The sequence below is a fragment of the Bacillus sp. RC242 genome, assembly GCF_044908245.1.
Classification (GTDB): Bacteria; Bacillota; Bacilli; order Bacillales; family Bacillaceae_G; genus Bacillus_A; species Bacillus_A mycoides.
In genome coordinates, this window is record NZ_JBIYCZ010000002.1 from 183,774 (window position 1) to 205,715 (window position 21,942).

Consider the following 21,942-nt stretch of genomic DNA (forward strand, 5'->3'; position numbering starts at 1 on the left):
ATATGTCAAAAGAAACTGAATTTAATTTACAATTCACTTGACATAGCAACTTATCCTTGATTATATTTGACTTACGAAATAATATACCGTTCGGTACATTATTTTAAAAACAAAAGGAGATGATATTATGGATGCTAAAGAAAAAATGACAACTGCTCTTACACAGAATAATGATCAGTTCCAATCACCTATTAATACAATCATGCCCGGATATATAACTCTATTATTTTCAATAGCTTGCGGGATGGCTGTGGCGAATATATACTTCGCTCATCCTCTACTTGATTCTTTATCAAATGCGTTTAAGATCCACCATTCAACTATTGGTGTCGTTATTACGATTACTCAAGTTTGTTATGCACTCGGATTACTTTTATTAGTTCCACTTGGTGATTTGTTAAACCAAAAAAGACTTATTATTGTTCAAATGCTTTTATCCGTTTTCGCTTTAATTGTGGTCGGAGTCGCTCCTTCCAGTACCGTACTTTTTATAGGTATGGCCTTAGTCGGAATTCTTGCGACTGTTACGCAAACACTCGTCGCATACGCATCCATTTTAGCTAACCCAAAAGACCGTGGGCGAATAGTAGGTTTCGTCACGAGTGGTGTCGTAATAGGAATTCTACTTGCACGTACATTTGCTGGAACATTAACAGATTTAGCGGGATGGCGTTCCGTTTATCTTACCTCTGCTGTACTTATGCTCTTCGTAATTGGTTTGTTATATCGTAATTTACCTAATCTTAAACATAAAAAAACAGCTATGACCTATCCTAAATTATTACATTCCGTTCTCTTATTATTTGTAGAAGAGCGTCTCTTACGCATTCGCGGAATATTAGCATTGCTCATTTTCACTTCATTCAGTATTTTATGGACTTCATTAGTTTTACCTCTAAGTGCTGCACCATATAATCTATCACATACAGCTATCGGAGCATTTGGTCTTGCTGGAGTTGCTGGTGCATTAGCTGCCACTAAAGCAGGACAACTTGCTGATCGCGGATTCGGAGAGAGAACTACTGGCATAGCCTTATCCTTATTATTACTTTCATGGCTCCTAATTAAATTAATGAACCATTCTCTATTCCTACTAGTTATCGGTGTTATCCTTTTAGATTTAGCTGTGCAAGCTGTACATGTCACGAACCAAAGCATACTTTTCACAGTGCGTCCAGAAGCGAGAAGTCGCCTCACTGCCAGTTACATGATTTTTTATTCTATCGGCAGTGCAACAGGTGCAATTCTTTCAACAAACATTTATGCAAGCTACGGATGGAACGGAGTTTGTATATTAGGTGCATCCGTTAGTGCTTGTGCTCTTTTATTTTGGGCAATGACCTTACGGCGATCATCACAACTAAAAGAAGAATAATTCATTTATATATTTTTTAATACGTATTTTTCTACAAGATTATAGAATACCATTTACTTTTTAAAATAAATCAACGGCATTTTCATATTAAAAATGCCGTTGATTTCAAATTTTATGTATGCGATTCGCCATGTCATGATAATAGATCATATACTAGCAAAATACATCTATTACAAATTACCTTTAACTTTTCTAACAATCTCGTTTATCGTATTTCGATCAAACTTGTCACTAATTTCGTATGGCTCACGATCTCCTACTAATTGTACGCCTACGATGTCGTTGCGGTCCTTACCGTATTGCACTTCAATAATAGATCCGCGCTCTATTTGTTTCCAAATGTAACCTGCTTCATCTTTATTATCTAAAATAATACAGTCCTCAATATTTTCATCGATCCCAATTAACTTGTTATCATCCATATACCCAATCTCGTATTGTTGACGTTCTTTCGCTTTGCCGCTTACTAATATACCTTTGCTACCATATGAGTAATCCATATAGTCCTTTTTCTCCGCTTGTACCGCTTTCGGCTCTTGTACTTCAGTTTTTTCAGTAGTCCCACAACCAATAATAAGACCGATTGGCATAACTGCAGTTAATACTACTCTAGTAAATTTCTTTATCATTTATAACTAACCTCACGTGATTAAGTTTTAGTTTCATTTATCGCTTTATTAAAGGATAACATGGCAACGCGAAGAAAAAGCCAAACAAAAAATATTATTTACATTTCCCACTTATATAAGGGACTAGGCCGTTTAAACCTAGTCCCTACATTAACTTTAACTTTTCTTTACATGCTTAATGATGCTTCATCCTTATTTCTTTACTATACCCTGTACAACTTATGTGTTAGAAACTTCTTCTTTCATTTTATCCCGCTATTTGTGGGCAGTAAGACTCCCACCTCAAAATTCGGCTGGAGCAAAGAAGTTAGGTGGGAGAATAACTGCCCGTAAACGCCCGATTGGTGTAGGCTAATAATCAGTGGGGGATGCCCCCCACTGATTAAAGTTTCACTTTATATACCCTATCTCTTTTCTCATCACTTTTGACAAAAACCAGCTTTCCTTCTTTAACAAAACCTTCTAATAGTAAGCATACTTGTCCATATGCTTTCGGCTTATTCGTAGTGAATCTTTCATCGGGTATTTTACCAGCTCGTATTAATTGTTCACATAGCTCAAGTGCACTTATTTCTTCAGAATTAAATAATCCCAATATATCTTGTTGCAATGGCGATAAAAGTACTGGTATCTCAGCTACCTCCACCGTTTCTTTTTCCTCTTCAAATAAATCTTCAAATGAAATTTGATTCATTACATCTTTTCCTTTCTGATAATGAATTTGCTTAACATGAACTGAATCTTATATGTACTAGAACTTTTAAATTTAGTTATTGTTATGTAGTCCTTACCTCTTTACATAAATTTTATAACTCATATGCATCATTTTAAGTAGTATGTTTCAATTATACCAAATATACGTTCTATCATCTATTGTAGAATTCGTTATTGCAGAAATGAAAGCAATGGTGAACATCATCTGATTTGTTAGTTGCACAAAACATGTAACAAATCTATACTCATCTTTTAGTTTGTCAGCCACTTCTATAAAAGTAAGACTAGAGCCACCTAACCCATGTAAACAAAAGATAACCGGATTTTTCTTATTACCCCATTCTGTGATGTGTACTTTCTTATGTCGATTATTAACAAAATATCTCTTCACCCTATTCAGCTCCTAAAATATTTTCCCTACACCAACTATTTCATCTTAACAAAATTTGTAAGATGCTAACAAATAAAAACACTACCAATCGCAGTGTTTGGGCTACCTCCACATGTCTATCAAGCTAAGAAAAGCTAACATCCAAAACAAAAAAGATGGCGAGGTTAATATTGTAGCATCTGGAAAGTAGGCAGTCTCTAAAGCCTAGTTAAGCAGATACAGTAAGCAAGTATTCTATGTTACGAATGAAAAAGAATCTGATATGAATATCAGATCCTTTTTCACTGCTTCTTTTATAAATTTAATTTCTTGATACATATATCTTTTCACACGATAACTGGTTCATACGTGCTCAAATTATCATACACCGTTTTCGCAATACTAGGAGGAAGGTTAATACTTCCACCAGATATGGCTTTTTAATAGAATCCAAGTGTATTTTTATTTGCTAGACTTAATTTTTTCGCAATACTCTTCTAAAGTTAACCCTTTTTCTTTTAGATAAACAGCAACTTCTTTTCCTACGTAACGATAGTGCCATGGCTCATACTTAATGCCAGTAATATTCTCTTTATCTTTTGGATAGCGGAGAATAAACCCATACTCTGCAGCATTCTTATCTAACCATTTGAATGCATCGGTAGTTTCAAATTTTGCATTTAAATCTTCTACAGTATTCTGCCATTCAACTGAAATAATGTCTAATGCTAATCCAGTATGATGTTCACTTGCGCCAGGATACTGAAGATATTCCAATGCCTTAGCACTAGCCTCTTTATCCGACAAACCTTGAGATTTATAGCTTTTAACTGAAGCATCATAATACGTTTGTTGTAATTTTATAGCTCGATAACTTGATCTTAAATAAAGATTGATCCCCTCTTTTTTTGCAGCTGTTACCATATCCTGATAGGAAGTTGCAATTCTGCTATCGATTTTCATATTTGGCTTAGCATTTTGGGTAATACTTGTTAATTCAATTCCTAGTTCCTTTGGTAACATATGCTCTCTATTTACAAGGATAATTCTCCAATCATTAAGATCAGAGATAGGTAAAACATCTTTTTTATTCGCATTTATCTCATTTTTATTTTTATCGTTATTATTAGTAGTTTCCTGAGATGTTTGCTTTCCACTACAAGCAGCAAGGCTCCATCCCAATGTCAATACCAATGCTAAAATTATAAATTTTTTAATTGTATCTCATTCCCTTTTTGTTTATTAGTCTTTATACCAATTTCCCAACACATCTCTAGGAATATCCTTGAAATCCTTCAAAGAAACGGGACCTACAAATTTTTTAATCCCATGATTTTTAGAATTTTCATTCGAATAATCTTTTAAAAATTGAATTTTAAATTGTTTCTTACCATCAGCATAGTCGGTTACTGTCGGTACGAGTGCCGCTTGTCGTATACCAAAAGTTTTATCTTCATACTTAACAAATTGTATATAGGATAATCCTCCAACCAATGTTTCTAATTTTTCTTGAGCAGAAATAAGATTTCCAAGAGAATAATAGATTAGCGTTTGATGTCCATCTTTATTTTGTTTCCACTCAATTGGTTGAATTACATGTGGATGATTTCCAATTACTACATCTACACCTAAATCTGTTAAATATTGAGCAACTTCTTTTTGTTGTTTTGAAGGTGTAGTGGTATATTCAACTCCCCAATGCACCATAACAATCACCATATCAGAACTACTCTTTGCCTTTTCCACATCATTTTGTATCGCTTTTTTATCAATTAAATTTAATGCCCAAGACTTATCAGCTGGAATTTTAATTCCATTCGTACCATATGTATAATTAAGTAAAGCAAAACGAATCCCATTTTTTGTAATCGTTTTTATTTCATTGCGCTCGTTTTGACTCTCATTAATGCCTACCGGGATAACATCCGGATATTTCTTCCAGTATTCTCTTGTATTCGCAACACCTTTAATACCCATATCCATAGCGTGATTTGTCGCTTGAGTCACTATATTGAATCCAGTATCCACTAAAGATTGACCCACTTCTTCAGGTGTATTGAAAGTAGGATATCCCTGTACTTTTAAATTATTTCCTGCAATCGGGGTCTCCTGGTTCACTATAGCAAGATCACTTGATTTAACAGCTTTTTTGATATTTTCATAAATATAGTTATAATCATATGAACCGTCTTTTTGTTTGCCATCTTTAATTACTGCGTCATGGTATAAATTATCACCCGTTGCTAATAAATTCACAACCGATTTTACTTTTTTATCTTCCGTAAAATTAGGAGACTGTTGGATAGGACTTTTATCTACCCAATTTGGTGCTTTTAATGATGTATCTATATTGGATTGAGCCGGTGGTAATGAAGCTTTAGATGTCTTAACATCTGTATTACCACAAGCGGTTAAAAGCACTAAAAAAATAAGACATAATAAAAAAAACTTTTTACTTCTCTGTAAAGTATCTAACATGTGATCCTCTTTTCTGTTTTATTACTTATAACCAGTTCTAACAAATCATTCTTTAAAACAACGTATTTTGGCTTTACCCTTAATTATGGAAGGACACTTTGTTACATTTGCTTTGGAATATACGGATAATCATTTTCCATTCTCTAGCAATCTATCAATTCCATCAGAATTGATAGATTGCTAGAAAAACATGATCCATCAGGATGTCGACTAGATTCTAATCAATCCTCCAGATATTGAGTTTCATATACCTGTTCCAATTGCAGTAACTGATTTAATCTAAACAAGATAGGAGAATAGTTCATATAGCCTCTTCTCTTGCTTTACGTTCGTGAGTGGCTCCAAAAAGAGGGGATCGTTGCTGTAACCCCCTTTAAATATTATGGAAGCTTTGTAACTAATTTCTTTACGTTAAGCGACAAATATTATACCGATAAAAACAAGTAAGACCCAAGAACTTATTTTACCAATATACAAAAAAAGTAGCAATCTTTTCTACGCCCTATATAAAGAAGCCAATTAGGAGAAATGCAAAAGGAAATGGCATTTTATATGTATCGTACTCTGAATTGCACATAATTTTTAGCAAAAACAATAAATACATAATTCCCCGTTTGTTTTCTATGAATTTCCGCAAAAAAAATAGAGGTAGTACCGACATTGGTACCAACCCCTCATCCAATCATTTCAATATAATTTCACGCTTTCTTCAGTGAAAATAGAATATAGATTTTTTCAATTTCATGCGATTCTTCTAATACCCACGAAGTTTGATTTAAAATCTTCTGTAACCCTTCCAATCCAAGATACCTAATTTGCACACCAATAAACTCCGTAAATCCAAGGTATCCCGGATTTACATGCGCTCGGTCGAAAATTAATAAACCCGTGACACGGGCATCCGCTGGGGAATTTTCAAAGAAACGGTTTAAATTCTCAATGATATCTGAATCCGAACCATACTCGAAAAGCCCCCCTTCCGATGAACAGAGCTGAATCCAACCTGAATGTTCCAAGCTCATTTTTAATAATGAATCCGGTTGGCTCCAGTTATAATGAGTTGTATTAAGAGTTATATCAAGACCATGGAATCGTTCCCCCTACTGCTTCAAGACACCCATACACCTTTTCGCGAAATTAGGGCCGTAAGTATCAATATCTAAAATATTAATCTCAATCTTTCGTCCCTTAAGTAATTCCGGGTCTGATTCCTGTATTAAAATCAAAGTATTGATACTGTCCGTAGCAGCACCACCAGCTATATTAAAAAAACAAAGACCCCGTTCAGGGAATTGCTTAAGCTGAGGAAACAAAATTTCCGACTGGTGTCTGCAAAGATCCCTCAGCCTAATCCGAAGTCCCATAAAAGAAGTTTGCTTCACCGCCCACTTGTCCCGAAAGCCTAATTTTATCCCCTTACTTAAACCAGGGCCTAGTTTGTACAGTAAAGTACGCATACCGCTAAGATAGGAATCATCAACATTCGGCATTTTCACAAAGATATTTTGAATAAAGCTAGGCATCTTTTTTAACGATTCAATGCTCCGGGCTGATTTGAGGCAATTCAAATGATACGCCTGTTCATCAATACTTTCATTAAAAAGGGGATGAGTGATATCCAGCACCGGCAATTGAATTTCATCCTCAAAAACCGCATAGAGGATTCGCTGATTTTGATTTACTTCCATATTTTGAACTCCACCTCGCTTAAGCGATCAATTTCGAACTAACTAAAATACAAAGCTAGTATAATTCTGCTCTTCCAGAAAGATTTAAAGTTGCGGTTGTATTTACTTGCCATTCCGCACCGAACACAAAAAATGATACGTATTTATAGTATGCTTTTTGATATTACACTTTTCTTCTTGACGACAAAATTGATGGAATACAGATTAACGAGCACTCGGCTAATTCACCTATTTTCCCCTGCAAATTTTTAGTTTTAATTTATTATATTCGCTCTCCAATCCATGTCCGGCCAACTAGTTTCTTTTCGTTCTTCCTAGAAAATATCCATTCATTCTATTCAATTCCTCATCTTCCTATTCCTTCATTGGTCAATAAAAAAACAAGCCATCCAACTCACAAAGACTGAATTGGATGGCTCTATACGATAAAGAGAATTTATTATTTGTATTACTTCAATTTACCCTCAAAAACAATTTTTCTACCACACGGTTCAACTTCTGTTTTTCCGTCTTTCTTTACTTCATGAAAGATTGGCTCTTCCATGCGACGAGACGGTGCATATCCTTCTTGTTCCATACGCGCTAAGCAGTCTGTAATCGTTTCGTTTTCTAGTACTTCAAATTTTTTCTTATTAGGTTGTTTTGTCATGCCCTAACCTACTTTCTATTTTTCTTGATGCGAATTGATTCTTCATGTAGACCATATATACCATTGCGAGAATTCCCATTATAATCATAACCGCAATAAAAAAGCTTGTATACTGTATTTTTTCTATAAATACGCCTCCTAATACAGGTCCCATAATACTTCCTATACTAAAGGCGATTCCGGATAATATATTACCTGCTGGTAGTAAGTGTCTCGGTAATAAATCTGTCATAAATCCAAGCCCTAGTGAGAAGCATGAGCCAATGACCATACCTGCTATAAGCATACATGCAAAGACAATCCAGTAATATTGATCAAATACTGCCGCAAGTAAGAAAATGCCTGTACTTATGCTAAACGTCCACGTTAAAATACGGTCTCTTCCGTATTTATCACTTAATATACCGAGCGGGATTTGTGTAATAATGCCCCCAACTGCGAATGCTGGTAATAAGAAGGAAACTTCCGATACAGACCACCCTTTTCGAAGTGCGTATACTGGTAAGTTACTATTTAGCATCGCTTCAAGCACACCGTATGCGAGCGGACCAATTAGTGCAATCCAAGCTAATCCAACGACTTGTTTATAACGAGAAAAGGATGATTCACTTTCAGTTTTTGCCTCATCTTGTGCTGGAAATGCATTTTTCGTTGGGAGTAGTAAGAGCCAACCTATTAAACAAAGTATAGTAGATACGATAAATGGTGTCGCAAGACCGTACTGAACAGTGCTTGCTAAATACGGACCAACTGCGAAACCAATTCCGAAGAATACACCGTATATCGATACTTGTCTACCTATTTTACTAGGATCTGACGTTGTCGTAATCCACGTTTGCGTTCCGACATGGAGCATATGATCTCCAACACCAACTAGGAACCTAAGAATAAACCATACCCAAAATGAAAATGTTTGTGTAAAAAAGAATAATGAAATAATAACGAGAAACCCACCAATTACGATAATTGGTTTCATTCCAAACTTTTGCATCGGTTTTTCAAGAAACGGTGAAATAAATAATATCCCAATGTATAATGCCGTCGCATGAATACCGTTAATACTTGAACTAACCCCTTCTTGTTCAAAAATCATTGCGATGGCAGGTAAGAGCATCCCTTGTGACAAACCCGAGATTGCTACAATCCCAACCATAATCCAAAATGTAAAACGCATTGACATCCCTTATCTCTCCCTTTTGTAATTCACCACACTCATTATATATTGTTTACTGTGGAATAAGAAAGAACTAGTGGCTGAAATAATTTTGGTTTTCCCACAAAAAAGAAGCTAGATACATTTCATCTAACTTCTTCCTCAACCTACTTATCTTCTAACCAATCCTCAACATGTTTTATAAACACATCTAAACAATCAATAAACGGTGAATGCCCGCAATCTTCTAACACCTTCAACTCCGCATTTGGCAAATGTTTCGCTAATTCCTCACCAACTACTTGTGGTACGACATAATCGCGGTCACCTTGTATGACGAGTGTTGGAGCTTTAATATGATGAATTTGCTTATTTCCCTCTACAACCCCGTTATGTTCATCCGAAATATTAAATGTAATGAGCGCATAATTCACATCTACGAAATTACGTTGCGTTAACATATCATCTAAATACTTTTCATAACGATTCGGTTCAGGTTGATTATGTGTATATATTAATAGATTCCATACTGTACGGTAATATAATTTATTCATATTTTTTATCGCATCTAGCACTGGAGCAATTTGTACGGGATCTTGCGCGATTTCTTCTTTCGTTTTTACTAAACTTGATACGATCGGTTGCCCGTTAATATCTTTTTTAAAAATTGGATATCCCTTCATTCCCACTGATTCTACTAAAATCAACTTTTCGACAAATGTTGGATGATTCGCTGTAAATTGCATCGCAACACCACCGCCCATTGACCAGCCCATTAATGAAAATTTTTCTAGTTTTAATTGATCGATAAATAGTTTTACATCTCTTGCAAAGTCTTGTAATGAATCTATCGATTGATTATATGTTGATTGGCCAAATCCTCTTAAATCAAGAGCGTAAATATGGTATTGATCTTGCAACTTTTCAATAACTAAATCCCAGTGTTGTGACGATGTCATGTTCCCGTGAATGAGTACAAGAATTTCTGTATTTTGCCTTCCAACTTCCTGATACGCAATCGTTTCTCCGTTCGATAGTGAAACAAACTCCATTGTTGCAGGCTTAATCATCACAAGTTCCCCCCATTCTTTTAATAGAAAGAAAATTCTTTACTTAATTAAAGAATACCATGTAGAATGTACGTTCTCAATACAAAATCTATACGAAATTTCCACATAAAACAACATGTCTATTACTAGACAAGTAAAATAAAAAGGTATATAGTTAGCTAGGTAACTAATTTGAAAGGATCAAAATACATGGACGAAAAACAACATTTTTTTCACATTGTCAGTCAAACTTCTCGTAAGTTTACGAAGAAATTTAATGAACGTGTATCTCCAACAGGATTATTTAGTGCGCAATGGGCTGTTATTTTCCGCATTAATCAAACTGGATCTTGTACCCAAACAGAATTATGTCAGTATTTAAATGTTGAATCCCCAACGATGACCCGCACGTTAACACGTATGGAAACGATGGGCTGGATTATTCGGACGGAAGGAAAAGATCGCCGTGAAAAGTTGATTTCCTTATCGGAAACAGCAATAGAAATGATTCCAGTATGGCAAGAAGAAGTTGATTCCTTTGAAGAAAAGACGCTAGAAGGTATTAAAGAAGAAGACTTACATGAAGCTTTTCAATTGTTACAACAAATTATCAAAAATTTAGATCATTAATTTGGAGGGATGACGATGCAAAGTGAAAAACTTTGGACGAAGGATTTCCTCGGAACTTGTTTTAGTAGTCTGTTTCTCTTTTTAACATTTTACATGCTTATGACTACTCTGCCTGTCTATGTTATAGACAGCCTAAAAGGAAAACCTGAGGAAATTGGTTTAGTTGCAACTGTTTTTCTTATTTCATCTGTTTTATGTAGACCATTCACAGGAAAATGGCTCGATGATTTAGGAAGAAAGAAAATATTATTTATTTCACTTTCACTATTTTTAGCCGCTACTGTTATGTATTTCGGTACGCAAAGTTTATTTTTATTACTTGCCCTTCGCTTCTTACATGGTATTGGATTCGGAATGGCAACAACAGCAACTGGAACAATTGTAACTGATGTAGCACCAGCTCATAGACGCGGTGAAGCACTTGCTTATTACGGCGTATTTATGAGTCTACCGATGGTAATTGGTCCTTTTTTAGGTTTAACAATTATTTCTCATTTTTCATTTACTGTACTATTTATCGTGTGTTCAGTATTTTCATTACTCGCATTTTTATTAGGATTACTAGTCAATATTCCGCATGAAAAACCAGTAAGTAAACAAACACGTGAAAAAATGAAATGGAAAGACTTAATTGAACCATCTTCTATTCCGATCGCTCTGACAGGATTTGTTTTAGCCTTTTCTTATAGTGGCATTTTATCCTTTATTCCTATTTATGCGAAAGAACTCGGTTTAAGCGAAATTGCAAGTTACTTCTTTATTCTATACGCACTTGTTGTTGTAATCTCTCGTCCATTTACAGGAAAAATATTTGATCGTTTCGGTGAAAATGTACTTATTTATCCAGCTATCATTATTTTCACAATTGGGATGTTCATTTTAAGCCAAGCGCAAACTTCATTTTGGTTCCTTGGCGCAGGTATGTTAATCGGTTTAGGATACGGAACATTAATTCCAAGTTTCCAAACGATTGCAATTTCTGCCGCTCCAAACCATCGACGTGGTTCTGCGACAGCTACTTACTTCTCGTTCTTTGATAGCGGCATTGGCTTTGGTTCTTTCATTTTAGGTATAGTCGCTGCCAAATCAAGTTATCATAATATGTATTTTATCGCAGCTATTATCGTTGCGTTCACTTTACTTCTATATTATGGATTACACGGACGAAAACAAAAATTCAAGAAACAAAGTACAGACGGAAAAATATCTGCTTAACGTTCATAAGGAAAGTAAACTTACCCGTTTACTTTCCTTATTTTGTATTTATTTTAAGACGAGCGTATACTTATAATAGAAACTAAAGGAGGTACATGCATGAATGTAAAGAAATCTCCCCTGCTATTACTGTTACTAGTATTACTATTCGTAGTTACAGGGCTTGGGTTTACTTTTTTTAAAAATAATAAAACGACCCCCACTAAAGCAAATGTCACAAAAGAAAACTGGTTAGACGATCCTTACTTACGCTGGTCGTATACACATATGAAAGAATTCACTTTAATAAATGAAGTAAAAAACATCCCTGACCAAGTTGCTCCCTTCCCTACCGCGTTACAAAACTTAGACGATTTTGCTGTGGAGCGTAGATTTGGAAATACGACTCCTCTAAAAAAACTTTTAGACGAAAACAAAACAGATGCTTTTGTCGTTGTACAGAATGGTCAACTTGTTTATGAACGATATTTCAATGGATATAACGAGAGTGAACCTCATGGAATGGCATCGTTAGCAAAGGTATTTACTGGTGCAATTATACAATCTCTCGCTGAAGAAAATCGAATTGATGTAGAAAAAACAGCTGACACTTACATAAAAGAATTAAAAAATACACCGTTTGGTAAAGCAACACTTCAACAATTAATGGACATGCAAGTTTCCGCTGAATACCCTACTCACGGATATATGCAGCTAGGACTAGAAAATCAAGATGCACAACTATATTTAGCTAGTAATATTTTACCCCGAGGTAAAAATTACGAGGGGCCTATGAAAATTTATGATATGTTACTAGAAGCAGAAGAAACTGCACCACCCGGTTCCTCTTTTTCTTACAATAACGGATCAACAGAAACACTCGCTTGGATTATCCGAACAATCACAGGAAAATCATTAGCTGAAAATGTAAGCGAGCGAATTTGGTCTCAAATTGGTATGGAAGAAGACGCTTATTACGTTACAGATGAAACAAAAGTAGAACAAGCAAGCGCTGGTTTAAATGCAACTGCTAGAGATATGGCGAGGTTCGGGCAATTACTTTTAAATAATGGTCAATATAATGGAAAACAAATCGTCCCTTCTTCTATTACAGAAAGTGTGAAAAATGTACAAGAAGGTGAGCTCGCAATTGGTCGTGGTGCTTCCATTTCTTATCATAATCAATGGTGGATTCCGCACAATGAACAAGGTGCTTTCGAAGTGTTAGGCAGTTACGGACAAACTCTTTACATCGATCCGAAAGCAAGTATGGTAATCGTCCACTTCTCTTCTAACGCTGCGCCTAGTAATGAAATCCATTCGGTTTATTCCGATATGTATATTGATATTGCACATCATTTGGAGAAGCTTCCACAGTAGTGGAGGCTTTTTTTATTTACCCAAATCCTATTCCAGTTAGTACTTGGTTAGTAGGAGTTGCCGAAAGAATTACTATTTAAGCCACGCGTAAACCCCATTTATATTGATAATATTTTAGTAATTTGAAAACACTAGTGCTTAGGAAAGGAGGGATTACGAATGTCTGTGAAAAAGCTATTAACTGGATTAATCATTTCACTTGCGATGATTGTAGTTATTACTACTTTAGGATCACTCCGCGTATTGGCCGAATCCGACGTTGTGAGACAGCCTATTGAGGTTGAATTGAATGATGATTACTTTAATCCGAGTATCATCACTGTTCCGGTTGGGAAAACGACGACGTTGCTATTGAAAAACAAAGGAAATAGAGAACATACCTTTACGGTGAAAAAACTCGGAATTGACGCCGAAGTCCCGTCAGGAAAAGAAATAACAATTACCGTAAAACCTGAAACTCCCGGTACATATGAACTAATATGTCGGTTCCACTACTTGAAAGGAATGGATGGAAAAGTAATAGTCCAATAACGAGCGGTACCGGTCGATCCTTACTTTTTGATAAAGTGAAACTTAAATTCGTGGGGGTATCCATCCCCCACAGATTATGAGCTCTCACTAATCAGTTTTTTACTGGTAGCATAAAATCGTTACATTTTCATAGCGTATGAAATTTGTGTTTTGATGGTGCTATCCCATCGCCATCAAGTTAAGCTTATATAAGTTTAACTTTACGTAGAATTTTTTCTTTTTTCTAAAGGTCCAGTGTAAGTTCTTTAAAGATTTGCATACTAAATAAACCCTATTGGGTTTCAATTTTTTTGATTATGCTACATGATTGTGAGACATAGTAAAGTCATATACGACGCCTAAGATATCAAAGACTGTTTTCTTCTTGTACCGGTGAGATTTTCTCCCGTGTAAAAGATCATGAGAATAGCACTCAAAAATCAATTCTTGGATTCAGCACTCAATCATTAGAAGAGGCTATTTTATAATAATCATCCCCAAAAAAAAGAAACGAACAAAAATGTTCGTTTCTTTTTTTTGTGTTTAATGCTCAAGAAAACTTATAACCGCATAAGTATATAGAACGACTAGAGCAAAGGCACATATTCCCATAATTATAATCGCCAGTGCGCTTTTCTCTTGTCTAAACCCTATAATTCCAAGAATAAATGCACTCCACATTGTTACCTTAAGCATTGTAGAAAGGTTGGGAATTGAATATCCACTCAACCAGGTAGAGAAACTTACAATTACGGAAAAAGAGAACAAAGTTAGAACAATAGATAATATATTAATGTGCTTCCCATACTTCAGTTGCATTTCGCTACCCCCTTTTCTTTTCATTAGTGAATAATAGGTAGATGGCTATATTTTTATTCTATTCTAAATTTTCTTAAAAATCCACAACGAAAAGAAGAGGTTGTCCCAAAAGTCGCTGAATAGTTACTTTTAGGTAACCTCTTTTCTTTATTTTTTACTTTCCTGTAGTTTAGAGATACTTGCTTCTTTTTCAGGTAACGTATCAACAAAATCCTTTTGAGATTTTAATAAGTCAGATTGTTGTATCCAAGCCATAAGATCATCTAAAGATTTACGGGCTTCTTTTACATCGCCAGTAATACGATTCATGTTCAACTTATTAAATTTAACTAAAATTTCTTGTTGAATCTCACCTTGCAATGCATTGGCTTGCTTTGTTAATTCTTTATTTTCATCACTTTTTTCCTTTTGAACATTATTCATAGCTTTCCCGATTTCATGTTTATCAAAAGCATCTTGCGCTTTCTTTAAATTTTTGGTTTGTTCTAACTTACTTTTAATCTTCTTATCATCCTTCAACTTCAAAGCCTCTTGACAATTCTTTATAGCTTCGCTATATTTTTTATCCTTAATGTTCTTATCAGCTTTTGATGTATAATCTTCAAAGGAATTACTACTACAAGCTGCCAGTAGCAAGATGAATGCTAGAATTAACCCATAAAACTTAACATTTTTCATAGAACCTATGCCTCCCCTTCTATATGCATATACTTATATCATTACAATTTCTGTAAAAATCGAAAGGGATACATATGTTATCAATTTGATAAATATTCTGTTGGAGGCATTATGTATCATTTATTATCTTTTTCGGTAGACTGAATATATTCAAAGAAATCCGGTGGTTCTTCCATTGCTTCTTTTTTAAATTTTTCAAGTTCTTCACGTTCACGCAGAGACAATTTTTCTAGTTGGAGTACCACCCCATCACCATCAAGCTAAGAAATGCAAATACCCCCAAAACGAAAATTTTATTATTTTACAGTTATTTACGGGAATTCAGATCATTCAACTTAAAATAACTGTTAGTTTCCCAAATAATCAATATCTGATTTTATCTAATAGGTTTACAGAGGGTTATGTAAGGACACTATGCGTTAATATAATACTTCGCGACTTCTTTTATCGTAGTTTACCTGGAAAAGCTCTTCTCTACTTGGCGGTGGTGGGGGCTTTTTCTTATACACTTTTACTTTTTTAATTCTTTTAGCGTTACATCCCTAAAGAACTTTGAATAAGGTTTGTCGCTATCGTTTATCTATGGGATGCTATTTAATCTTTTAATAAATCTTCGTCTAAAAAGAGTTCGATGTCATCTAAATTTACACTTTCTTTTCTTTCATGAATTGAAAATTTTAAAATAAATTCTTCAAATGAGTTTGCTATAAGATAATAATATTCTTTTCCATCTTCGTTTATTGTTTCACCTTCATGATACCAATAATAAATTTTACCCCTGTATTTATTTTTTAAGCCTATACATATTAAATCTCCCCCGTCTGCATCTGCAATAGGCATTACACTACTTCCTAAAATATCCTTATAAGTTTGAATGATTGATTCAATTTCATAGGCATCACTAGTAATACCATAAAAGCCACCTATCGAGTCAAAACCATCCTTGGGAGTTACAGGGGTAACTTCAATTGGCTGGTACATTCTATTATCCTTAATAAAACACCCTCCATATTCAAGCAAAAACTCTTTGTAGTCTAATGGTAAATCTACACCATATATTCGTTTAATTGTTTCGATTGACTTATATGCATCTTCTTTTTTTGATACTACCATTTCCGAATCAATTATTTCATTTAATACTTGCTTTATTATTTTTTTCATTTTATTTTCCTCCTCTTAAATCTGATGCTGAACCTATATGTGGTATATTAGCATGTAAATCTGTTGGAATTAACTCAATTTCAGTAGAACTTTTATGGTGAGGTGTTAACCTTTTTTCTTTTAACCAGGTCTTTCCTTGATTCTTTGATTTAAAGTATACGCATAGGTAAATAGAGAAGAATGGAGGATTCTTACCTAACATCCTATATTTATATTTGAGTAGTATTTGGAAGATGTGAGTAAATACCATCAATATGAGGTTGTAGCTGATTTCTCGAATATAAAAACCTATATTGATAATTGTAGTGACCCTACACTAAAAGCACAGGTAAATGCTAGTACTATTGTGGTGATTATAGCAAATTAAAAGCACAAATTGGAGAGATAGCTCCAGGTTTTGGGACAATAAAAGGGGGAACACAAATACAACTTCCTTTAACAGTCGAACAATTAGAAGGATTGAAACAAATAAAATAAGGAGGATAATTTTAATATGACAAGAGATGAGGCAAAACGAATCCTATCAGAAGAAGGATTAAAATATTATAACTGGTTTCATGAAAAAGATGTGGATCCGGATGAGGTTCTAATTTATAAAGAGGATAATAAGTGGGTTATTTGTGCAACTGATGAGAGAGCGAGTATTGTAGAAACCTCAATTGCTCATTATGGTAATGAAGAAGAGGCATTAGATGATTTTATTAAACGAGTAAGATTGGAAAAAATATTAAAGCCATGAAGATAAAAGGTTGAGTTAATTTTTTTTGAATATAGTTAAAAAGCAGTAACCCGAAATTAATTTCAGGCTACTGCTTTTTAAGTTAGTCCTGGGGTCTCGCCACATTGCTAGCAAGCTAACAAAAAGAAATCCCCTCAAAGTGAAAAAAATACGTTATTCTTTCTGTAGAATCATAGGAAAGGATGGCGTTTTTTGCTTTATGGGTAGTGCAAAAACTTAGCTTTATAGCGATGGGACGGAATCCCTATAAAGATTTTTAATGTAATAAAATACGTTTATGTTACTATTGAATATTTCATCTCCTATTCCTTTGCTAAATGCCATTTAATGATATGTCCAGCGTGTGTAAGACCTCCTCCAAACCCATAGAGTAAGAGAGTGTCCCCGTTTTTCACCTTTCCTTCGTTCATACCTATGTCTAATGCCAATGGAATGGAGACGGAAGAAGTATTCCCCATGTATGTTACACTCGTTAATGTTTTATCCAGTGGGACACCTGATTTTTCACATATAGATTCAATCATTCGCAAATTAGCACTATGTGGAACAAACCAGTTCACCTCATCCAGTTGTAACTCTGCTTGACATAACAATTCTTTAATACCAATTGGTAGTGTCCGTGCTGCCCACTTATATACTTCTCTTCCATTTTGAACTATCTTCCCATGTGTTTTTAAAGGATTTCCAAACATGGTAGTAGATAAATTTTTACGATATACATGCATACCCCCTTCCCCATTTGTCCCAATATGGGTAGCTATAAAGCTAGACACTTCTTCATCTTTCTCTACTAAAACAGCTGCGGCTCCATCTCCAAATAAGATACATGTAGTTCGATCTGTATAGTCTGTAATCTTAGATAAGGTTTCTGTCGTTACAATTAAAATCTTGCGATGAAGACCAGATGTAATTAAACCATTCGCCAGATGTAATCCATATGTAAAACCAGCACAAGTAGCATTGAAATCAACAGCGCCTGTATGCTGAATATTAAAATGCTCTTGTATTTGGCAGGCTACACTTGGAAAAGTGTAGTCAGGCGTAGTTGTTGAAACGAGAATACAATCCACGTCGACAAGACTTTTATGATAACGTTCCACTAAGTTTTCAATAGCTTTAAAAGCTAATGTAGAGGCATATTCGTTATCACCAGCAATTCTTCTTTCCTTCATCCCAGTTCTTTGTACAATCCATGCATCATTTGTATCTACTAGTTTTTCTAAATCATCATTGGTCAGCTTTTTTTCAGGTACATAGGTACCAATAGCTGTAATTCTTGCTTTTGATTGCATACATTTATCCTCCTTTACTATTTTTACACTTAATTATATAATCAAATAATAGTACCAGGTGCTAATTATTGTGAATATTCGAACATGCTATTTTAGGGAATTAAACTAACTAAAATATCTAGCTATGGTATAAAGGAGAGAAATTCATGTTCAATATTCAACAAATTAAAGAAATTATTCCCCATCGTTACCCCCTATCGGATCATTGAATTAGAAGAAGGAAAGCGTGCAGTTTGGCTCAAAAATGTTGTGACTAATCAAGGGTTTTTTACCGGTTGTTTTTCTGGCTATTCAGTTATTACCAACATCCTTATTGTAGATGCCCTTTTAACATGAATAAAAAAAGTAGAAGTTTATTAAAAAATTTTTTGGAGAAGAACAATGCTAAAACCCTGTATTAATGGAGAAATAAAAGAAATTTAGAATAATTTAAAGGGAGAAGAGTGATGATTGATATTTTAAAGATTTTTGCGGCCTTAGTTTTGGGCTACCTTTTAGGCAGCCTTAATACAGCGGTGATTGTAGGGAGAATATACGGAAAGGACATAAGAAGCCATGGAAGCAAAAGCGCCGGGCTTACCAATACTCTGAGAGTACTTGGGAAATCTGCTGCGGTGTTTGTTCTTGCGGGAGATATATTAAAAGGGATAATTGCCTGTTATATAGGCTTGTTCCTTAGCGTTTACTTTTATTCGGGAGAGGCTAAAGATTGCGTAAGCCTTTTAGCGGCAGGCGCAGGGGCGGTTATAGGGCATAACTGGCCGGTATATTTTGGGTTTAAAGGGGGCAAGGGAGCACTTACAGCAGTGGCTGTGCTGTTTATGGTTGACTGGGTTATGGCCCTTTTATGCCTTGGCTTTTTTGTGATAATAGTAGCTTTAACCCGTTATGTCTCTTTAGGTACAATATGTGCTACATTGCTTATTGCGGTTATTTCATTTATTCCTGTTTTTGGGAATACCGTATATTTTTATATATTTGCATTCCTAATGGCGTTTATGGTTATTTTCAGGCATATGGAAAATATAAAAAGGCTGCTTTCAGGAACAGAAAATAAACTTATTTTTCTGCGGCGTTGAGCATGTCGTCAAAATAGAAAAAAATTGGGGTTAGTTAACCGTTTAAGGGGTACGGCAACGATTCTTTACTTTTGGAGCCACTCAGGAAAAATGTACTTTATGGCGTACCGCCACATGCCTATCAACCTAACAGAACAGGTTGCCCCAAAAACGATAAAAATGAACTTCGGTGCTAAAACAACACAAAATTTTCGTTTAGGGGGTACTTTAAAATCTTAGCTTGATAGCGATGTGGTGCTACCCCACCACCATCAACTTAATATTTTGAAGTATCCCCAAAATGATAAAAATAAACTTCTTTCTATAAATGACACAAATTTTTCATTTTGGGGGCATTATAAAATTTAAACTTGATAGCGATGTGGTAATACCCGTTTAGAACGATATCTTTGCCCTAAAAAAAATCGAACCATAAATTTGCCGGCAAGCTTATGGTTCGATTTAAATTATTTACTTTTAGTAACTACTCAGCCCCTCTATGAAAAAAAGCCAGAAAAGCATCTTTTTAAATGGGCGAGAGGGACTGGCCATGCATAGAAGCGGTCAGGGCCTTTTCCTGCCACGCGTAAAGCTTTAAAACAAAGAAAGGCAGCGAGGTGTAGGTCCATTTTTATCTTCATGGCTGGAATTATACTCCTTACCAAACTTCTAAATGAAATGTATAGCTGAATAGTTACCTTATTTTTCAAAAAAACATTCTGACTATTTCTTTTTCACTTCTTCTACAAATTCCCATGTCTCTCCGTTATCTTTTGATTGATAAAGTGCACTACTATCGCCATTGTAGTCTCCATCTGCCCCTTGTCCCACTAACATATTAAAAACCCCATCTTTCTCATATGGCATACTAGGAGAATCAAAAGGACTTATTGTGGACTGTGTATGATCTAATTTGACTTCATGCGGCGGATATTCTACCTTTTTGAAAGATACCCCCCCATCATCTGTGCGATATAACTCTCCCTCATTACCAGAAGGTCTAACTGCTCCTAAAAACCCAAGTTTATCATTTATAAAAGTGATTCCTGATACACTACCAATCCCCCTATTAAATGGGTCTGGATTGATAACCTCCCATGTTTCCCCTTCATCACTAGTCTTGCTTAATGAATAAAAGGCGCTCCCTAATGCTTTATCTGTCATATTTAGTTTATAACCAACTTCTTTTGATAGGAAAAACTGTTCTTTTTCATTCTTTAAATCTTGTTGTTTCTTCTCTTTAGGCCTATCTTCATTTGGAGGCGTCTTTGATTTACTCCAACTTGCGTCACATATTAAGTTATATCTAGCAGGTACTAGCTCTTTCTCTTTTCCAGGGACAAATATAGATACAGTATATCCAATGATTTCAGAAGCTGCTTCTTTAAGACTCTGCCCCTTACCATCCTCAGTAATATTAATAATTCCCTCTGTATTGGATCCCCAATTTCTTTTTCCATAATAAATCAACCCATACTTACTTTCATTCCACTTTCTAACCGTTTGCTTAACTGGAATCGCCTTAACCGTTTTAATTAAAGGTTCTACTAATTTATCATCATCATAATCAGGCTTTGCATACCCGTCTCGTATTATAGTAATATCTTCTGATTTCTTCTTATTATAAGAGATTAAATAAGTTTCTTCTTTCCCATCAACATTTTTCCCATAAACAAATGTATCAAACGCTGTGATTGTTCCATCTGAATGAAATGTAAGATCAAAATCAGTTGCCATATACAATTTCTTTGGCAAAGGATGTTTTTTATTTATATCTTCAAAAATACCTTCTACTCCAGATTCATATATATTATTATGTTTAAGTTTAACTGACCTTTCATGTTTTAACCTTTCTATAAACCATGCCAATTTGCCATTGTAATTTATTGCACTTTTATAAATCTGCATCCCATAAAATGATGTAATTGCAACAATAATGATAATAGAAATGGATCTCCATGCTATTGAATTAGTTAATTTTTTAGATTCATATTCTCTATTTTTTATCACCTGCATTGTAGTAAATGTAGTCATGGATATAAAAAGCACTATACATAATAACAAAATATAAATATTATAATTCATCCTTCCGTACTTACAGTATAAGGCTAACTCATAACAAAAAATGCCGTATACAATTATTAGTATTGGATTTGTTACTAATGACAGAAGTAACCTTTTTGCATTTTCCCTAAATATAGAAATCACTCCTAATTACATGAATTACTGATATTAAGTATACTTTATTGTAAAGTAACAAAAAAGCTATTTAATCTTGCCGCCAAAAATACAATAGACATCTGTCTATGTAAATGGCAGTTGTCTATTAAAGCCGTTTAAAAATCTAGTTGTTTCATAGACAATGGATTTTTGAGT

21 protein-coding genes and 2 pseudogenes are annotated in these 21,942 nt (G+C 34.7%); 8 read left to right on the forward strand and 15 right to left on the reverse strand.

The genetic code is table 11. The annotated features are described in order from the left end of the window. Window positions 1-127 precede the first annotated feature (127 nt). Complete coding sequence (locus ABH957_RS04670; protein WP_404453109.1) at window positions 128-1,375, forward strand: MFS transporter; 1,248 nt, start codon at window positions 128-130, stop codon at window positions 1,373-1,375. 170 nt (window positions 1,376-1,545) lie between these two features. On the opposite strand, the gene ABH957_RS04675 is transcribed toward ABH957_RS04670, so the two are convergent. From ABH957_RS04675 to phaZ, 10 genes and pseudogenes are all read right to left on the reverse strand, one after another. Continuing rightward, the gene (locus ABH957_RS04675) at window positions 1,546-2,004 is read right to left on the reverse strand and encodes a hypothetical protein (protein WP_404490823.1); all 459 of its coding nucleotides are present in this window, start codon (window positions 2,002-2,004) and stop codon (window positions 1,546-1,548) included. 382 nt (window positions 2,005-2,386) lie between these two features. Beyond that, the gene (locus ABH957_RS04680) at window positions 2,387-2,698 is read right to left on the reverse strand and encodes a DUF3895 domain-containing protein (protein WP_404449666.1); all 312 of its coding nucleotides are present in this window, start codon (window positions 2,696-2,698) and stop codon (window positions 2,387-2,389) included. Between the two features lie 249 nt (window positions 2,699-2,947). Further along, a pseudogene (locus ABH957_RS04685) lies at window positions 2,948-3,109 on the reverse strand (alpha/beta fold hydrolase); the annotation flags it as partial. A gap of 441 nt (window positions 3,110-3,550) precedes the next feature. After that, on the reverse strand, window positions 3,551-4,282 hold the full coding sequence (locus ABH957_RS04690; RefSeq protein ID WP_404449668.1) for a M15 family metallopeptidase: 732 nt from the start codon (window positions 4,280-4,282) through the stop codon (window positions 3,551-3,553). Between the two features lie 48 nt (window positions 4,283-4,330). Then, window positions 4,331-5,566 (reverse strand): CapA family protein, encoded by a 1,236-nt coding sequence (locus ABH957_RS04695; protein ID WP_404510691.1) that lies wholly within the window; start codon window positions 5,564-5,566, stop codon window positions 4,331-4,333. A gap of 698 nt (window positions 5,567-6,264) precedes the next feature. Beyond that, window positions 6,265-6,588, reverse strand: coding sequence for a hypothetical protein (locus tag ABH957_RS04700; protein WP_404453103.1), 324 nt, complete (start codon window positions 6,586-6,588; stop codon window positions 6,265-6,267). Between the two features lie 78 nt (window positions 6,589-6,666). Beyond that, window positions 6,667-7,254 carry a hypothetical protein gene (locus ABH957_RS04705; protein ID WP_404453101.1) on the reverse strand — a complete coding sequence of 196 codons (588 nt, stop codon included), beginning with the start codon at window positions 7,252-7,254 and terminating at the stop codon, window positions 6,667-6,669. A 448-nt stretch (window positions 7,255-7,702) separates the two neighbouring features. Further along, complete coding sequence (locus tag ABH957_RS04710) at window positions 7,703-7,903, reverse strand: NETI motif-containing protein (protein WP_000166302.1); 201 nt, start codon at window positions 7,901-7,903, stop codon at window positions 7,703-7,705. Then, window positions 7,887-9,083 (reverse strand): MFS transporter, encoded by a 1,197-nt coding sequence (locus ABH957_RS04715; protein ID WP_404449676.1) that lies wholly within the window; start codon window positions 9,081-9,083, stop codon window positions 7,887-7,889. Before ABH957_RS04715 ends, ABH957_RS04710 begins: the two co-directional genes overlap by 17 nt. A 140-nt stretch (window positions 9,084-9,223) precedes the next feature. Continuing rightward, window positions 9,224-10,126: an intracellular short-chain-length polyhydroxyalkanoate depolymerase gene (gene phaZ / locus ABH957_RS04720; RefSeq protein ID WP_404449678.1), complete on the reverse strand. Its 903-nt coding sequence runs from the start codon at window positions 10,124-10,126 to the stop codon at window positions 9,224-9,226. A gap of 189 nt (window positions 10,127-10,315) precedes the next feature. On the opposite strand from phaZ, the gene ABH957_RS04725 reads away from it, so the two are divergent. From ABH957_RS04725 to ABH957_RS04740, 4 genes are all read left to right on the forward strand, one after another. Further along, window positions 10,316-10,735: a MarR family winged helix-turn-helix transcriptional regulator gene (locus ABH957_RS04725; protein ID WP_002013810.1), complete on the forward strand. Its 420-nt coding sequence runs from the start codon at window positions 10,316-10,318 to the stop codon at window positions 10,733-10,735. A gap of 15 nt (window positions 10,736-10,750) precedes the next feature. Beyond that, window positions 10,751-11,950 (forward strand): MFS transporter, encoded by a 1,200-nt coding sequence (locus tag ABH957_RS04730; RefSeq protein ID WP_404453099.1) that lies wholly within the window; start codon window positions 10,751-10,753, stop codon window positions 11,948-11,950. A 99-nt stretch (window positions 11,951-12,049) separates the two neighbouring features. Beyond that, window positions 12,050-13,309 carry a serine hydrolase domain-containing protein gene (locus ABH957_RS04735; protein WP_242311006.1) on the forward strand — a complete coding sequence of 420 codons (1,260 nt, stop codon included), beginning with the start codon at window positions 12,050-12,052 and terminating at the stop codon, window positions 13,307-13,309. Between the two features lie 159 nt (window positions 13,310-13,468). After that, window positions 13,469-13,840, forward strand: a complete 372-nt coding sequence (locus ABH957_RS04740; protein ID WP_404453097.1) for a cupredoxin domain-containing protein — start codon at window positions 13,469-13,471, stop codon at window positions 13,838-13,840. 522 nt (window positions 13,841-14,362) lie between these two features. On the opposite strand, the gene ABH957_RS04745 is transcribed toward ABH957_RS04740, so the two are convergent. The 3 genes from ABH957_RS04745 to ABH957_RS04755 form a co-directional block, all read right to left on the reverse strand. Further along, window positions 14,363-14,638: a hypothetical protein gene (locus ABH957_RS04745; RefSeq protein ID WP_002084476.1), complete on the reverse strand. Its 276-nt coding sequence runs from the start codon at window positions 14,636-14,638 to the stop codon at window positions 14,363-14,365. A 147-nt stretch (window positions 14,639-14,785) separates the two neighbouring features. After that, window positions 14,786-15,316, reverse strand: coding sequence for a hypothetical protein (locus ABH957_RS04750; protein ID WP_404453095.1), 531 nt, complete (start codon window positions 15,314-15,316; stop codon window positions 14,786-14,788). Between the two features lie 594 nt (window positions 15,317-15,910). Continuing rightward, entirely contained in the window at window positions 15,911-16,477 is a 567-nt protein-coding gene (locus ABH957_RS04755) for an SMI1/KNR4 family protein (protein ID WP_404453091.1), read from the reverse strand. Window positions 16,478-16,970: 493 nt separating this feature from the next. On the opposite strand from ABH957_RS04755, the gene ABH957_RS04765 reads away from it, so the two are divergent. After that, entirely contained in the window at window positions 16,971-17,216 is a 246-nt protein-coding gene (locus ABH957_RS04765; protein WP_404453087.1) for a hypothetical protein, read from the forward strand. Between the two features lie 302 nt (window positions 17,217-17,518). Here the strand turns inward: ABH957_RS04765 and ABH957_RS04770 are convergent, their stop codons facing one another. Continuing rightward, window positions 17,519-18,508 (reverse strand): ketoacyl-ACP synthase III, encoded by a 990-nt coding sequence (locus tag ABH957_RS04770; protein WP_404453085.1) that lies wholly within the window; start codon window positions 18,506-18,508, stop codon window positions 17,519-17,521. 146 nt (window positions 18,509-18,654) lie between these two features. On the opposite strand from ABH957_RS04770, the pseudogene ABH957_RS04775 reads away from it, so the two are divergent. Next, window positions 18,655-18,835, forward strand: a pseudogene (locus tag ABH957_RS04775) (hotdog family protein); the annotation flags it as partial. A 119-nt stretch (window positions 18,836-18,954) separates the two neighbouring features. Continuing rightward, complete coding sequence (gene plsY, locus ABH957_RS04780) at window positions 18,955-19,587, forward strand: glycerol-3-phosphate 1-O-acyltransferase PlsY (RefSeq protein ID WP_404449694.1); 633 nt, start codon at window positions 18,955-18,957, stop codon at window positions 19,585-19,587. Window positions 19,588-20,289: 702 nt separating this feature from the next. Here plsY and ABH957_RS04785 read toward each other — a convergent pair. Beyond that, window positions 20,290-21,774 carry a WD40/YVTN/BNR-like repeat-containing protein gene (locus ABH957_RS04785; RefSeq protein ID WP_404453083.1) on the reverse strand — a complete coding sequence of 495 codons (1,485 nt, stop codon included), beginning with the start codon at window positions 21,772-21,774 and terminating at the stop codon, window positions 20,290-20,292. Window positions 21,775-21,942: the final 168 nt, after the last annotated feature.

What these genes read in the sequence shown, in the direction of transcription:
- ABH957_RS04710 (WP_000166302.1), bottom strand. Translation starts at nt 7,903, where the DNA reads ATGACAAAACAACCTAATAAGAAAAAATTTGAAGTACTAGAAAACGAA.
- ABH957_RS04730 (WP_404453099.1), top strand. Translation starts at nt 10,751, where the DNA reads ATGCAAAGTGAAAAACTTTGGACGAAGGATTTCCTCGGAACTTGTTTT.
- ABH957_RS04745 (WP_002084476.1), bottom strand. Translation starts at nt 14,638, where the DNA reads ATGCAACTGAAGTATGGGAAGCACATTAATATATTATCTATTGTTCTA.
- plsY (WP_404449694.1), top strand. Translation starts at nt 18,955, where the DNA reads ATGATTGATATTTTAAAGATTTTTGCGGCCTTAGTTTTGGGCTACCTT.
- ABH957_RS04680 (WP_404449666.1), bottom strand. Translation starts at nt 2,698, where the DNA reads ATGAATCAAATTTCATTTGAAGATTTATTTGAAGAGGAAAAAGAAACG.
- ABH957_RS04735 (WP_242311006.1), top strand. Translation starts at nt 12,050, where the DNA reads ATGAATGTAAAGAAATCTCCCCTGCTATTACTGTTACTAGTATTACTA.
- ABH957_RS04755 (WP_404453091.1), bottom strand. Translation starts at nt 16,477, where the DNA reads ATGAAAAAAATAATAAAGCAAGTATTAAATGAAATAATTGATTCGGAA.
- ABH957_RS04725 (WP_002013810.1), top strand. Translation starts at nt 10,316, where the DNA reads ATGGACGAAAAACAACATTTTTTTCACATTGTCAGTCAAACTTCTCGT.
- ABH957_RS04765 (WP_404453087.1), top strand. Translation starts at nt 16,971, where the DNA reads ATGACAAGAGATGAGGCAAAACGAATCCTATCAGAAGAAGGATTAAAA.
- ABH957_RS04740 (WP_404453097.1), top strand. Translation starts at nt 13,469, where the DNA reads ATGTCTGTGAAAAAGCTATTAACTGGATTAATCATTTCACTTGCGATG.
- ABH957_RS04700 (WP_404453103.1), bottom strand. Translation starts at nt 6,588, where the DNA reads ATGAGCTTGGAACATTCAGGTTGGATTCAGCTCTGTTCATCGGAAGGG.
- ABH957_RS04750 (WP_404453095.1), bottom strand. Translation starts at nt 15,316, where the DNA reads ATGAAAAATGTTAAGTTTTATGGGTTAATTCTAGCATTCATCTTGCTA.
- ABH957_RS04695 (WP_404510691.1), bottom strand. Translation starts at nt 5,566, where the DNA reads ATGTTAGATACTTTACAGAGAAGTAAAAAGTTTTTTTTATTATGTCTT.
- ABH957_RS04670 (WP_404453109.1), top strand. Translation starts at nt 128, where the DNA reads ATGGATGCTAAAGAAAAAATGACAACTGCTCTTACACAGAATAATGAT.
- phaZ (WP_404449678.1), bottom strand. Translation starts at nt 10,126, where the DNA reads ATGATTAAGCCTGCAACAATGGAGTTTGTTTCACTATCGAACGGAGAA.
- ABH957_RS04705 (WP_404453101.1), bottom strand. Translation starts at nt 7,254, where the DNA reads ATGGAAGTAAATCAAAATCAGCGAATCCTCTATGCGGTTTTTGAGGAT.
- ABH957_RS04770 (WP_404453085.1), bottom strand. Translation starts at nt 18,508, where the DNA reads ATGCAATCAAAAGCAAGAATTACAGCTATTGGTACCTATGTACCTGAA.
- ABH957_RS04715 (WP_404449676.1), bottom strand. Translation starts at nt 9,083, where the DNA reads ATGTCAATGCGTTTTACATTTTGGATTATGGTTGGGATTGTAGCAATC.
- ABH957_RS04675 (WP_404490823.1), bottom strand. Translation starts at nt 2,004, where the DNA reads ATGATAAAGAAATTTACTAGAGTAGTATTAACTGCAGTTATGCCAATC.